The organism is Gemmatimonadota bacterium (assembly GCA_016719105.1).
Classification (GTDB): domain Bacteria; phylum Gemmatimonadota; class Gemmatimonadetes; order Gemmatimonadales; family Gemmatimonadaceae; genus SCN-70-22.
On the sequence record JADKAQ010000046.1, the window covers coordinates 91,088 to 104,760 of the forward strand.

General features: G+C 69.3%; 10 protein-coding genes. All 10 read right to left on the reverse strand.

Annotated elements, in window-relative coordinates; translation table 11 throughout:
• Positions 1 to 53: 53 nt before the first annotated feature.
• Entirely contained in the window at positions 54 to 2,492 is a 2,439-nt protein-coding gene (locus tag IPN47_24630) for an ABC transporter permease (protein MBK9411161.1), read from the reverse strand.
• Positions 2,493 to 2,657: 165 nt separating this feature from the next.
• Positions 2,658 to 3,293: a hypothetical protein gene (locus tag IPN47_24635; protein ID MBK9411162.1), complete on the reverse strand. Its 636-nt coding sequence runs from the start codon at positions 3,291 to 3,293 to the stop codon at positions 2,658 to 2,660.
• Positions 3,290 to 4,828: an AMP-binding protein gene (locus IPN47_24640; protein MBK9411163.1), complete on the reverse strand. Its 1,539-nt coding sequence runs from the start codon at positions 4,826 to 4,828 to the stop codon at positions 3,290 to 3,292. The genes IPN47_24635 and IPN47_24640 overlap by 4 nt, the downstream gene beginning before the upstream one ends.
• A gap of 16 nt (positions 4,829 to 4,844) precedes the next feature.
• The gene (locus IPN47_24645) at positions 4,845 to 5,858 is read right to left on the reverse strand and encodes a PHB depolymerase family esterase (GenBank protein ID MBK9411164.1); all 1,014 of its coding nucleotides are present in this window, start codon (positions 5,856 to 5,858) and stop codon (positions 4,845 to 4,847) included.
• 1,517 nt (positions 5,859 to 7,375) lie between these two features.
• Positions 7,376 to 8,344, reverse strand: coding sequence for a carboxypeptidase regulatory-like domain-containing protein (locus IPN47_24650; GenBank protein MBK9411165.1), 969 nt, complete (start codon positions 8,342 to 8,344; stop codon positions 7,376 to 7,378).
• Between the two features lie 76 nt (positions 8,345 to 8,420).
• On the reverse strand, positions 8,421 to 8,846 hold the full coding sequence (locus IPN47_24655) for a MaoC family dehydratase (protein MBK9411166.1): 426 nt from the start codon (positions 8,844 to 8,846) through the stop codon (positions 8,421 to 8,423).
• Positions 8,847 to 8,848: 2 nt separating this feature from the next.
• A complete protein-coding gene (locus IPN47_24660) occupies positions 8,849 to 10,366 on the reverse strand; it encodes a hypothetical protein (protein ID MBK9411167.1) in 1,518 nt (505 codons plus the stop codon).
• The gene (locus IPN47_24665; GenBank protein ID MBK9411168.1) at positions 10,366 to 10,827 is read right to left on the reverse strand and encodes a hypothetical protein; all 462 of its coding nucleotides are present in this window, start codon (positions 10,825 to 10,827) and stop codon (positions 10,366 to 10,368) included. The genes IPN47_24660 and IPN47_24665 overlap by 1 nt, the downstream gene beginning before the upstream one ends.
• The gene (locus IPN47_24670) at positions 10,824 to 12,662 is read right to left on the reverse strand and encodes an AMP-binding protein (GenBank protein ID MBK9411169.1); all 1,839 of its coding nucleotides are present in this window, start codon (positions 12,660 to 12,662) and stop codon (positions 10,824 to 10,826) included. The genes IPN47_24665 and IPN47_24670 overlap by 4 nt, the downstream gene beginning before the upstream one ends.
• Positions 12,659 to 13,669: a ketoacyl-ACP synthase III gene (locus IPN47_24675; GenBank protein MBK9411170.1), complete on the reverse strand. Its 1,011-nt coding sequence runs from the start codon at positions 13,667 to 13,669 to the stop codon at positions 12,659 to 12,661. Before IPN47_24675 ends, IPN47_24670 begins: the two co-directional genes overlap by 4 nt.
• Positions 13,670 to 13,673: the final 4 nt, after the last annotated feature.

The window sequence follows — 13,673 nt, forward strand, 5'->3', positions numbered from 1 at the left end:
GATGGCATCCTCGCGCGTCCGCGCGACGGCACCATCGCGCTAGAGCGCGGCGGTCACTCCGACCGGATCGCCAACACCGGATCGACCCCCGCCGCCCGCCGCGCGGGAATCCAGATCGCCACGGCCGCGACCGCCGCCAGCACCACCGGGACGACGACGAAGGTCAGCGGATCGATCGCGTTGCCGCCGTACAGCACGCCGCGGATGAGGCGCGCAGCACCGAACGCGGCACCCAGCCCGATCACACCGCCGATCACGACCAACGACAGCCCCTGTCGCATCACCATGCGAACGACCTCGCCGCGGGCCGCACCGATCGCCATCCGGATCCCGATCTCCCGCGTGCGCTGGGCCACGGCGTAGGACATCACCCCGTACATGCCCACTGCCGCCAGGAGCAAGCCGAGCACGCCGAACACACCCAGCGCCGTCCCCGCCAGGCGCGCCGGCATCAGCGCAAAGCCCAGGTGATTGTTCAACGTGCGCACATCGGCCACCGGCATGTTGGCATCGAGCGCCGCCACCTCGGAGCGCAGCTGCGGAATGAACGACACCGGGTCGCCGTCGACCTTGAGGTGCACGGTCATCTCGCTGCGCCACTCCTGGGCCTGCGGGAAGTACATGAAGGCGGTCGGCTCCTCGCCAAGCCGGACGTACTTGCCCGTGGGCACGACCCCCACGACCGTACGGTCGCTCCCACCGACGCGGATGGTGCGACCGACCGCATTCCCCTGCGGGAAGAACCGCTCGACGAAGCGCTGGTTCACGACCACGACGCCAGCCGACAGGCTGTCGTCCCGCGGCTCGAAGCCGCGCCCCTCCACCAGCGAAATGCCCATCGCCTCGAAGTAGCCGGGGGTGGCCATGTTGTAGTTGATCGACATCCCCTCGTCAGGCGCCGGCGTATAGCCGGGGATCTCGACGCCGCGGTCGGAGTTGTTCAGTCCGAGCTGGACCGCGGCCGCCATCGCCACGTGCTTGACGCCGGGCAAGGCGCGCAGCCGATCGCCCAGCACGCGATAGAACTGCTCGGATCGCGCGCGCGAGTACCCCTGCAGCCCGGGATCGACCGTCGCGAGCAGCACACCCTCGCTAGTGAAGCCCTTGTCCACCGTGGTCGCCGACTCGAGGTTGCGCAGGAACAGCCCCGCACAGACGAGCAGCACCAGCGACAGCGCCATCTGCGCCACCACCAGCACGCGACTCAGGCGCGAGCGCGATCCCCCGGCCGGTGCCTCGCCCTTGAGCGACGGAATGAGGGCGGGCCGGGTGGCCTGCAGCGCCGGCACCAGCCCAAACAGGAAGCCGGTGCAGATCGTGACGCCTAACGCGAACAGGAGGACGGGGGCGCTGAGCCGCAGGTCGGGGGAAAAATCGAGGTCCATCGGGAGCGTCACGCGATTGGCGAGCGAGACCGTCCACCACGCCACCACGATCCCGCACGCCCCCGCCACCAGCGCGAAGACGAGGCTCTCGGTCATGAGCTGCCGCACCAGCACGCCGCGCCGGGCGCCGATGCTCAGCCGCACGGCCATCTCGCGCCACCGATCCTGCGCCCGCGCCAGGAACAGGTTGGCGACGTTGACGCAGGCGATGAGGAGCAGCATCAGGACGACCGCCATCACCACGCCGGTCAGCCCCACCTGCGCCGAGCGAAACATGGGATGAATCCCGGCGTCCTTCTGGGGAACCAGGGTGATCCCCGAGCGCTGGTAGAAGCCCGGGAAGTCGACGCGAAGCTCGCCTTCCAGCGCCCGAACCCGCGCGCGCGCCCGCTCCATCGTGACCCCGGGGGCGAGTCGCGCAATCAGGCTGGATGAGTTCTCGTCGCGTTCACGCATCGACTCGGCACCGAGCGGCTCGAGCTGCGCCAGCTGCATCAACGGAACCCACAACTCCGGCGTGATGAGCGGGAGGGTGCCGCGAAACTCGCGCGGGGTCACCCCGATGACGGTGTAGCTCGCGCCGTTGACGATGATCGACTTGCCGACGACGTCGGGGACGCCGCCAAAGCGGCGCTGCCAGGCGGCGTGGCTGATCACCGCGACCGGATGCGCCAGCTCTCCCACGTCCTCCGCGGGAATGAAGACGCGCCCGCGCGCCGCCCCTACGCCGAGCACGCTGAAGTAGTTGGCCGATACCATCTGGGCCATCACCCGCTCCGGCTGACCGTCAGCCGCAACGCTGAGCCGGGTGAACTTCCACAGGGCGACGTCGCTGAAGACCCCCTTCGTGCGCTCCCGCACGTCCTTCCAGTGCGGGATGGAGTTGGAGCCGTACTCCATCGCCGGCCAGCTGCGATAGAGCTGCGCCAACTCATCGGCCTGCCGCACGCCGGGGAGCGGACGCAGCAGCAGCGCATCCACCACGGAAAAGACGGCGGTGTTGAGCCCGATGCCGAGCGCCAGCGTGATGACGGCCAGTGCGGTGAAGACGGGCTTCTTGAGCAGGAGCCGGACCGCGAAGCGCAGGTCGTGCAGGAGGGTCGACATGTCGGTCCGGGCGTGCGAGAGGGAGGTGATCAACGGGGATGCCTCGGGTGGACAGTACGTTAACACCCAAAGGTTTGGTTTCTCCCCAACTCCTGCCCCGCGCCCCATTCCCGTGCCAGGGTGCGAGTGTCCCGCGCCCCCTTCCCACGCCGACCAGCCCGCCCGCTACCCCTGCGGGCGCGGCAGGCCAGCGCTCCCCGCGCGCGGGTCGGTCCCCTCCTTCGGCTCGCCCCGCCAGGCGAGCTCCCACTCGCAGAAGGCGTCGCCGACATGCGCACACCGCACATGCTTCACCCGGGGCATCTCCCCGCCGGCCTGGAGCAACGCCTGCCGGAGCCCCCCGGTCTGGCGCCGACAGAAGAGGGCGTCGCGCGAATCAAAGCCCGAAAGCCGCAGCACCGCCCGCGTCCCCTCCTCCTCCACCACCTCCATGTCGCCGGGCGAATAGAAGAGCCGGAACAGCGACACGCTCTGGGTGAGGAACTCGTGCGGCGAGCGCTTGCGCAGGATCCCGCTGTAGAGCTGCACCCCGGTCGACTCGATCGAGTGCGCCCCGGATCGTTCCATCCACTGCGGGTCGCGCTCGCGCAGCACCGCATCGGCGGCGCGCCAGAGCGCGAGCAGCTCGATGTACGGGAGCTCGGCGGTCGCGTCGGTACTCGTCAGGCGGTCGCGCAGCCCCGGTTCCAGCGCCGAGAGCAGCTGCGCCAGTGCCGCCTCGCCGTGCACCACACGCACGTAGGCGAGCGTCGCCACCACCGTCGCCCCCTTCGTGACCGGCAACTTCGACGGTGCGCTCATCCCTCCCCTCCCGTCGCGCTCGAGGCGAGGGCGACCAGCGCCCCGCGATCCACCTTGCCGGAGCCCAGCCGCGGCAGTTCGGAGAGCACGGTCACTCCCTTGGGAACCTTGTATGCCGCCAGGCGTGCGCGCCCCCAGCGCAGCAACTCGTCAGGCACCACCGCGGCACCACGACGCGCCACGACGAACGCGCGCCCCACTTCGCCCCACTTGGCGTCGCCCACGCCGATCACCGCCACCTCGGCGACCGATGGATGCTCGATCAGCACCGACTCCACCTCGCCGGGATAGACGTTCTCGCCCCCGGAGATGAACATCTCCTTCCGCCGCCCACAGATGCGATAGGCCCCGTCGGCATCGCGCACCGCAAGGTCGCCCGTGCGCAACCAGCCGTCCGAGGTCACCGCCTCGTCGGTGCGAACGGGATCGTCGAAGTACGCGGAGAACATCTGCGGACCGCGCAGCAGGAGTTCGCCCGCCTGGTCAGCTTCGGCCTCGCTCCCGTCCGCCCGCGCGAGACGCATCTCCAGGAATGGGACCGGCCACCCGACGCTCCCAGGTCGTCGCGGCGCCTCGTCGAGCGGCATGCTGAAGCAGTTGGGGCCGCACTCGGTGAGCCCGAACCCCTCCTTCATCCCATACCCTGCGGCACGCACGCGCTCCATCAGCGACACCGGGCACGGCGCACCGCCCGAGATGAAGCAGCGCAACGACGGGATCTCGCCCCCCCACGCCGGACTCTCGAGGAGCATCACGAGCTGCGTGGGGATCGTCAGGGCGACGGTGCACCCCTCCTCTGCGATGCCAGCCAGGTAGCCCGCCGGATCAAACTGGTCGAAGAGCACGACGCGCCCGCCGCGCTGCCAGAGCGGGGTGGCGAAGACGTTCCATCCCCCCGTGTGAAAGAACGGGGTTGAGACCGGTGCGATGTCCTGCGCGCCGAGCTCCCACGCGGTCGTCGTCGCAACCGCGTTGTAGAAGAGCTGCCGGTGCGGGAGGACCGCCCCCTTCGGCGCTCCGGTCGAACCCGACGTGTACAGGATGAGCGCCGCGTCGTCCGCATCGACGCGTGCATCTGGCGGAAGGAGGACGCGCGATGCGAACGATGCAGGGGCGTCGCTGTCATCGGCCATCTCGATCCAGCGCGCCCCCGTCGCGACCACTCCTGCCGACTCGGCCAGGGCGCGGAAGCGCGACTCGGAGATCACGAGGGCGGGGCGGGCGTTCCCGACGATGCGCGAGAGTTCGGGAGCGGCCAACCGCCAGTTGAGCGGGACAAGGGCGGCCCGCATCCGACCACACGCGTACAGGAGCGCGACCTGCGCCGCACGATTGCCGGCGAGTGTCGCGACGCGGTCACCGGCCCCCACGCCATGCACGACGAGGAGGGCGCGCCACGACTCCACCAGGCGATCGAGCTCGCCATAGGTGAAGCGCTGGTCACGCGCCCGATCCACCAGCGCCACCCGATCGGGCGTCACCCGCCCCCACCAGCGAATGGGGTCCGGTGATGCCGGGAAGGTCGGTCGTGGCATCTCGGGCATCACGTGCCTAACGGGCTCCCTGCGCGACGAAGAAGTCGACGACGAGCGCGCTCGCACTCGGCCCGCGCGGATCGGTGAACGTCCCCTCCGGCGCCCCACCCGACCAGGCGTGCCCCAGCTCGCGCACCATGACCAGGTACGAAAGCGGCGCCCCATCCTTGGCGCGGTAGGTGGAGCGCGTGACTCGATAGCCGCCCTCTTCGGTCACGGTGCGGTCGGTGCCGCCGCTCGTCGTGTCGAGCGGCTGCCCCTTGGCGAGGGCATTGGTGAGGAACCACTGCTTGGCCGCCTGCGCCCCGTTGATGGGGGCGACCACGGCATCCGCCTCGCCATGCAGGACGAGCGTCGGGATGACGCGCGCGCGCCCCGCCATCGCCGCGAAGGCCGACTCGGCGAACGGTTCGGGACTCGGCACGCCGCGTTGCATGACGCCTAACGCATCCATCACGTTGCCGGCCGCCATGTGCACCAATCCCGAGTGAAGGGCGAGGGCCGAGTACTGCTCGGGATAGGCCGCCGCCACCAGCGACGCCATCGCCGCCCCGGCCGAGATGCCGGCAAGGTAGACGCGACGCGGGTCGCCGCCGTGGTCGGCGACGGCCTGCGAGGTCATCCCCGCGATGAGCGACGGCTCACCGGCATCACGCCGCTGGTGCGCGGGGTCGTACCAGTTCCAGCACTTCCGCGGGTTGTACTGCGCGGGTTGCTCCGGGTAGAGCACCATCCATCCGCGCTGCGTGGCGAGTTCGTGCAGGCGTGTCCCCTTGGCGATGTCGTCGGCGTCCTGCGTACAGCCGTGCAGCATCACCACGAGTGGTCGCCCGGTAGCCGGGGCATCCGCGTCAGGCAGGTAGAGCGCCCAGGGACGCTCTCCCGCCGCGTTGCGAAAGACCCCGCGCACCACACGCGTTCCCACGGGGGCGGCGGCGGAGGCCGTCGCCGGCACCGCCCCGCCCCCTCCGGCGACCGGCGGGGCATCCAGCGCCCCGACGGCCGCCGCCAGGAGAATCATGTCCGTCATCGGCCTAACGATCGTACCGCACGCCGACGAACAGCATCGTCCCGATCGTCGGCATGTTGATCATCTCGAGGTGGCGCTTGCCGATGTTGCAGCCACGCTTCGGGACGAACGCGCCGGGCGAGGCCTGCCCCTGGCGCAGCTCGTAGGACCCGCTGGAGCACGCCGCGATGTTCTGCAGCGACACGTTGACCTGCGCCCCCAACGACGGGATGCGCTTGCCCAGCGTGAGGTCGAGCGTCTCGAACGTCGGGATGATCCCGGCGTTGATCCCCGAGCGGAAGTTGTAGCCGGTCACGTGACGGATGGTGAAGCCGCCGAGCAAGTTGCGCTCGGGCGAGTTGAAGTCCATCCCCACGTTCCACTTGGTCGGCGTCGTGTTGAGGGCGGTCGCTTCGACCACCGCCGCCGGATCGGTCGGCTTCTTCTCCACGCGGCTGAGCTTCGTGAGGGAGAGCGTCCCCGACGCCGCCACCTTCTCGGTCAGGACCCAGCGCACGCCGGCGTCCATCCCCTTGAGCTTCGCCTTGCCGAGGTTGAGGTACGTGAGCACCGACTGCGCGCCGTTGGGCGACACGATGCGCTGGCCGGCCGCATCGTAGGCGAACGTCCCGCCCAGGTGCGAGTTAATCGTCACCAGCGGCGAGATGAAGTCCTTGTAGTCGGCCTGGTAGTACGCGGCGTCGATGAAGACCCGGTCCTTCAGGATCCCCTTGTAGCCGACCTCGTACGTGGTGTTCTCCTCGGGCACGAGCGGCTGGTACGTGGCCAGCGTGGTGCCGGCCGCGTTCTTCACCGAGAAGCCTTCCTTGTTGCCGAACACGCCGAAACCGCCGAAGCCAGCCGCCAGCTTCACGAAGTCGTTGATCGAGAAGTAGTTGTTCAGGATCGTCGGCGTCTTGAAGGCGCGGTTGTACGTCAGGCGGATCGTCTGGTCGTTCACCGGCGTGTACAGGATCGCCGCCTTGGGCGAGAAGTTCGCGTCGTACGCGGTCGACTTGTCGTAACGCCCCGACAGCACCACGCGCAGCTGCGCCGACAGCGGCGTCTCGGTCTGCGCGTACACGCCCTGCTGGTTCAGGATGATGTTCTCGTTGGTCACGCGATCGGCGAGCCATTCGCGCTTCGAACTCACGTCGTCGCGACGCACCTGTGCCCCCCACACCACGCGCGTGTCCAGCAGCGGCGCGATGGTGAAGTTGTTCTGCAGCTCCGCCGCGTAGAGCCGGCCCTCGGCCGGCCAGTCGGAGAGCTTGGCCACCGAGTCGTCGCTGATCGTCGCCGGCGTCGTCAGGCGGGCGCTCGCATACCGGTTGATCGCGTAGCTGTCACCGGAGAGCGACTGCGTGGCGTACGCGTTGGCGTACCAGCGCGGCGCCGTCCACTTGAGCTGCGCGTGGCGATACTGCCAGTTGACGAGCTGGTTGCGCCCGACGTTCGTCTGCCCCACGCCATTCGACTTGCTCATGCCGGCATTGGCCTCGAAGCGATTGGCCCCGGCGTAGTACACCAGCGCCCCCTCACCACGCATCACGTCCGTCTTCCAGTCGACGGCGCCGCCGATCCCCTGCTCGCGCACGTTCCCCGCGTAGCGCAGCTCGTTCTGGAACTCGTTGGCCGACAGGTACTCGCCGCTGAGCTTGTAGCCGATCTTCCCGCTCGAGGTGACGCCGGCGTAGCGCCCCTGGAAATCCATGAAGCCGCGCGAGCCGCCGGCCACCTCGACCGTCGTCCCCTGGAACTGCTTCGGATCCCTTGGACTGCAGCGTCAACACGCCGTTCGAGGCGTCCGGTCCGTACAGCGCCGAACCCGGGCCGATGAGCACCTCGACGCCCGCGAGGTCGACCTTCGGGATCGAGGTGAAGCCGCCGACCGGGAGGCCGTTCTCGGGGAGGACGGCGACGCGCCCGTCTTCCATCATCAGCATGCGGTTATTGAACGAGGAGTTGAAGCCGCGCGCATTGATCGCGACGGCCGTCATCCCCACCTGGATGTAGTCGATCCCCTTCACTTCCTTGAGCGCCCCGGCAAACGAGTTGCCGACCGAGTTGGCGATCTGGGCCGCCTCGAGGCGCGTGACCGTCGCCGGCGCGTCGGTGATCTTCTCCACGCGGCGTGACGCCGAGACCACGACGCCACCCAGCTGCAACGCCGCTGCATTGAGCGACACGTTCACCTCGGCGGTCGCACCGGCCGTCACCACGACGTTGGGCACTTCCACCGCCTTGTTCCCGATGCGCTGGACGCGCACCGTGTACGTCCCGGCGGGGACGTTGTTCACCGTGTAGCGGCCGCTGGCATCGGAGATCGCGCCATACCGCGTGCCGACGACGCTCACGCTCGCATTGTCGAGCGGGCGTTTGGCCGAGTCGGACACCGTGCCGGCAATGCGCCCGGCCTGACCCTGTGCCGCCAACGGGATAGCCAGCAACGCCACCAGCGCCGCCAACCCCCGGACGGCCTGCCGCATCTTACGTGACACACTCATCGTACGTCCCTCCCTCGAGGAAATGAGAGCCTGCATGGATCGCCGGTGCGGCACATGCAACGCACCAGCTGCAACTTCACCGGCCTGTGCCGGCGGATTCGTCAGGCACCATCACCAGTGCCTCGCCATCGATCACCGTCTGGTCGTCCTGGTTTCGGCACGTCGTCGCCAGGCGCGCGCGCCGCTTCCCTTCGTTCCACTCCAGCACCTCCACGCGCGCCGTCACGGTGTCACCGATCTTCACCGGACGGGTGAACTTGAGCGACTGCGAGAGGTAGATCGTCCCCGGACCGGGGAGCTTCATCGCGATGCACGCCGAGATGAAACCCGCCGAGAGCAATCCGTGGGCGATGCGACCGCCGAAGCGCGACCTGGACGCCTCCACCTCGTTCACGTGCGCGGGATTGAAGTCCCCCGTGATCCCGGCAAAGAGCACCACATCGCTCTCCGTCACGGTCTTGCTGAACTCCGCGAACTGTCCCACCTGCAGCGTGACGGACATGATCAGACCTCCATGACGAAACGAACGTCGTCGGACAGCGTGGACGCGGCCGTATGGCGCGTGAACCACGAGACGACGAAGAACACGAGCAGGGAGCTCACCAGCGCGAGCGCCGTCGCGGTGACGCCCGCCGGAAAGCTGAACACCTTCATGAAGGCCAACGTCTCGAAGACCAGCGTCACCACCAGTCCGGTGGAGATCGAGGCGATCGCGCCAGCGCGCGTGGCACCTGTCCAGTTGAGCCCGATCGCGAGCGCCGGGACCAGCGTGGAGGCAAACAGTCCCCAGCCGAAGATCCCAAGGAAGGCCACCAGCGTCCCCGACATCCCCGCCACGAACGTCGCCACCAGCGAAATCGCCACGGTCGAGATGCGCCCCCACAGCAACTCGTTCCCCACCTTGCGCCCGAAGGCAATCGGCAGGTCGTGGGTGAGCGCCGCCGCTCCCACGCTCATGAATGAGTTGACGGTGCTCATGATGGCCGCCGCGACGCCGGAAAACACGATGGCCGACAGCAGCAACGGCGTGAACTGGAGCAGGAACGCGGGCGTCGCGTCGTCGGCCCGGGCCAGCGGGGGCAGCTCGCCGCGCACCACGAGCGCCTTCACCGCCAACCCCACGCCAATGAACAGGAGCTGCGAGATCACGATCGCCGCGCTCATGATCATGGGGTACCACTTGAGCTTTCGCGGGTCGCGCAACATGTAGAACTTGTGCACGACATGGGGTTGGCCTAACGACCCGATCCCGAACACGAAAAAGAACGACAGCGCCGCCAGCGGCGTCATCTTCCCCCATGGGGCCAGGAACGGTGCGTCGGCCGGGAGGATCGTCCCTGCGAAGCCCGCCGGCCCGCCCCCGACCTTGATGGTGTAGAGGAAGACGAGGATCGACGCCAACGCCATCACGCCCCCCTGGAAGAGGTCCGTGTAGACCCCCGCCAGGATGCCGCCCGAGACCGAATACGCCAGGGTGATCGCCATCCCGATCCACAGCCCGGCGGTGAGCCCCGTGCCGAAGATCGCATCGATCACCAAACCCAGCGCGAGGATGTTGGTGGCCATGTAGCCGACGATCGCCACCAGCATCGCCACCGCCGACAGGCCGCGCGCCGCGCGCGACTGGAAGCGCGCCGCGATCGCGTCGGGGACGGTGATCAGGCCGCGCACCTCCCCGAGCAACCGCAACCGCTTGGCCATGGTCCAGGCACCCAACGTCCCCGTCACGCCGATGGGGAGGATGATGAAGACGGCGCCGAGCCCCACGTTGTACAGCAGCCCGGGTCCGCCGATGAAGGCGAATCCCGAGAGCGTCGCGGCCATCGCCGCGATCGCCATCGTCCACAGCCCGATCCCCTGCCCGGCGACGAAGAAGTCGCTCGCGCTCTTCGTCTGCCGCGTCGCCCACACGCCGATGGCGGCGACCACGGCGAAGTAGAGCAAGGCCACCCCGATGATCATCGGTTGCGCCAGCGGCGGGAGCGATCCCGCCTGCAGCAGCGGCCACATCGCGGGCGCCATCAATGTCCCGCCCTCCCCTGCTTCGCCGCATGCGCGGCCCCCAGCGCCTGCACGCGCCTGAGATCCTCCTCGCTGAGCGTCATGGCGTCGAACGTGAGGGCATAGCACAGCGGGAGCACCAGGATCGGCAGCAACCCTACGCCGTAGAGTACCAGCGCCGCGCGGAGCGGCAGACCGAGGTAGACCCGGGCCCCCGCCGTTTCTGGCGGCAGCAGCAACGCGGCGGCGAACCCCCCAACCAGCACCACGAAGGTGAAGGCCAACGGCACCGCCAGCGCCCCCACACCACCACCGCGGCGCGACACGCCTAACGCCATGAGGGCGACGACCATCGTGGCCAACCCCAGCACCATGCACCACACCCCCCAGCGCGTTCCCCCGTCGATGAAGGCGGAGAGATAGGCGAGCGCGATGCAGCACGTCGCGAAGACGGTCGCCCAAATGGCCATCCGTTTGGTCATGCCGGCTCCAGGTAAAGGGACTCGAGCAGCGGACGATAGCGATCGATCACCACCGACCGCCGCACCTTGTGCGTGGCCGTGATCTCGTCGGCTTCCACCGTGAGGTCGTCCGGGAGGATGGCGTACTTGCGTACCTGCTCCGGTCGCGAGACCTCGGCGTTGGCGCGCCCGATCTCCGCGTCCAGCGCGGAGCGCAGCGCCGGATGTGCCACGAGCTCGGCACGCGAGGCGTGGATCCCCATCGTGCGCTGCCATCGCTCCACCAGCGACCAGCGCAAGGCGAGCAGGGCCACGAGGTACGGATGCCCCTCGCCATGCACGACGGCGTGCGCGACCAGCTCCGCCGCGCACAACCGCGTCTCGAGCGCGAGCGGCGCGACCTTCTTGCCGTTCGACAGCGCGATCAACTCCTTGATGCGCCCCGTGATGCGCAGGAATCCTTCGGCATCGAGCGTCCCCAGGTCGCCGGTGCGCAACCACTCGCCGTCGTCCGTGAAGGCCGCTCGCGACTCCTCGGGACGCCGGTGGTAGCCGGAGAAGGTGAGCGCCGAACGTTGCAGCTGCACCTCGCCGTCCTCCCCGATGCGGATCGTCGTGCCGGGCATCGCCATCCCAACCGAATCGTGCCGGTAGTGACCCGGGCGATTGAAGGCCGCGCACAGGTGCTCGGTCTGCCCGTAGGCGCCCAGGACCGGCACCCCGCACGCGTCGAGGTACTCGGCCACTTCCAGCGGCAGCGTCGCGCCCCCCGACGTCGCGAGCCGCAGTCGTGCGCCGAAGTGACGGTCCAGCGTCGGTCGGATGACCGAGAGGTCGTGGCGCCACGCCGCATCCACCGGCGCCGGAAGCGCGATCCCGTCCTGACGCAACCGGGAACGCTCGCGCCCCACGGCGACCGCACGATCCCACCGGGTGGCCACCTCGGGCGACGCGTCGCTGCGCGCCGCGAGCAGCGTTTCATGCACCTTCTCGAAGAAGCGCGGCATCCCGCCGAACAGGGTCGGAGCCGCGGCGGCCTGCGCCTGCCAGATCTCCGACGGATCGCCCACCAGCGTCGCCGACATGCCGCACAGGATGCGCGTGTACAAGCCGAAGAGGCGCTCCCCCGCGTGGCAGTAAGGGAGGAACGAGAGCGACGAATCCTCGTCGGTGAGCGCCAGCGTGTCTCGCACCGAGCGCGCCGACTCGATGACGCAGCGCTGCGAGATGCGGGCCCCCTTGGGCTCGCCGGTCGAACCCGAGGTATAGATCAGCATCGCGATGTCCTCTTCCGCGATCGACCCACGCCGCGCCTCGAGCGCCTGCGCGGCCGGCGCCCGCGCCGCGCGCAGGCGTGCCCCGTCAGCCGCAAACGCTGCCCAGCTCACCTCACGGACCGCTCCGAGGGCAGGGCGCAAGCAATCGTCCGTCACGTCGGCGACCACCAGGAGCGGCGTGTCCCATTCCGCCGTCGCCTCGCGCACCTTCGCCAGCTGCTCGACCGAATCCACCACCAGCAACGACACCTCGGCGTCCTGCAACAGCGCCCGCACCTGGGCCGGCGCCGACGTGGGGTAGATCCCCACCGTCACCAGTCCGGCCAGCGCCCCCCCAAGCTCGGCGAGTGGCCAGAGCACCCGGTTCCCCGCCAGGATCGCCAGCGCGGCACCGCGTGCTCCGCCAGCCGCAATGATGGCGGTTGCCACGTCGAGCGCCGCCGTGTGCCAGGCGCGCCACGACAGTTCCCGCGCGAAGCCGCCCGCGCTGGCGTCGAACTCGCGAAGCGCCAACGCATCACCGCTGGCCGCCACGCGCGCCTCGAAGAGCGCCGGGATCGTCGTGCCGGACTCGATCACCGCGGCTCCTGCGCCACGTCGCGCCACGTCATCGCCACGCACCCCATCGCCAACCCAGCGCCTGACCCCGTCATCACGACCAGGTCCCCGTCGTGCAGGCGCCCCGCGCGCCGCGCATCGTCGAGCGCCATCGGGAGGCAGGCGGCCCCCGTGTAGCCCCACTTGTCCATCACGGTGTGCGCCTTGGCCATCGGCTCGCCTAACGTCTCCATCACCGCCTTGATCGTCGACAGGTTCACCTGCGTCCACAGCCACAGGTCCACGTCGGCGATGGCATGGCCGGCGCGCGCCGTCACCGACCGCACGATGCGCGGCCACCCCGCCTCGTTGATCTCCTTCGGGTACTTCTCGACGAAGCGCAGCCGGTTGCGATAGCCCGACGCAAGGACATCCTCGGTGATCGGCTCGGCCGTCCCGCCGGCGAACACGCCCATCCCCTCGCAGTAGCGCCCATCGGCAAACAGCTCGCTCGCCAGCACCCCCGCACGATCGCTCACTTCCACCACCGTCGCGCCGGCGCCATCCGCGAAGATCGTGGCCGTCTTCTTGTCGTGCAGGTCGAGGTATTTCGTCATGGCGTACGCCGCCACCACGAGGATGCGCGAGTATCGCTCGTCGGCCCGGATGAACTTCGCGGCGATGTCCAGCGCGGTGACGTAGCCGGCGCAGCCGCAGTTCACGTCGAACGTGCCGGCCCGCAACGTCCCCAGCCGGCCGTGCAGCACCGATGACGTGGCGGGGGAGATGTACTCCGGCGTGTCGGTCGCCACGATGAGGAGGTCGATGTCCTCCGGTCCCAGTCCCGCCGCCGCCAGTGCCTGGCGCGCCGCCGGGTCGCACAGGTCGACCGTAGACTCGTCAGGCGCACAGAAGCGGCGCTCGCGGATGCCTAACGTCTCCGAGACGAACGGCTCGACCGACGTGCCGAGCACCCGCTCGAGATCGGCGTTGGTCACCACGCGGGAGGGGACGAAGCTCCCCGTGCCGGTGATGATGGCATGTCGCACGGCA

What these genes read in the sequence shown, in the direction of transcription:
- IPN47_24665 (MBK9411168.1), bottom strand. Translation starts at nt 10,827, where the DNA reads ATGACCAAACGGATGGCCATTTGGGCGACCGTCTTCGCGACGTGCTGC.
- IPN47_24660 (MBK9411167.1), bottom strand. Translation starts at nt 10,366, where the DNA reads ATGGCGCCCGCGATGTGGCCGCTGCTGCAGGCGGGATCGCTCCCGCCG.
- IPN47_24650 (MBK9411165.1), bottom strand. Translation starts at nt 8,344, where the DNA reads ATGAGTGTGTCACGTAAGATGCGGCAGGCCGTCCGGGGGTTGGCGGCG.
- IPN47_24645 (MBK9411164.1), bottom strand. Translation starts at nt 5,858, where the DNA reads ATGACGGACATGATTCTCCTGGCGGCGGCCGTCGGGGCGCTGGATGCC.
- IPN47_24630 (MBK9411161.1), bottom strand. Translation starts at nt 2,492, where the DNA reads ATGTCGACCCTCCTGCACGACCTGCGCTTCGCGGTCCGGCTCCTGCTC.
- IPN47_24640 (MBK9411163.1), bottom strand. Translation starts at nt 4,828, where the DNA reads ATGCCACGACCGACCTTCCCGGCATCACCGGACCCCATTCGCTGGTGG.
- IPN47_24655 (MBK9411166.1), bottom strand. Translation starts at nt 8,846, where the DNA reads ATGTCCGTCACGCTGCAGGTGGGACAGTTCGCGGAGTTCAGCAAGACC.
- IPN47_24635 (MBK9411162.1), bottom strand. Translation starts at nt 3,293, where the DNA reads ATGAGCGCACCGTCGAAGTTGCCGGTCACGAAGGGGGCGACGGTGGTG.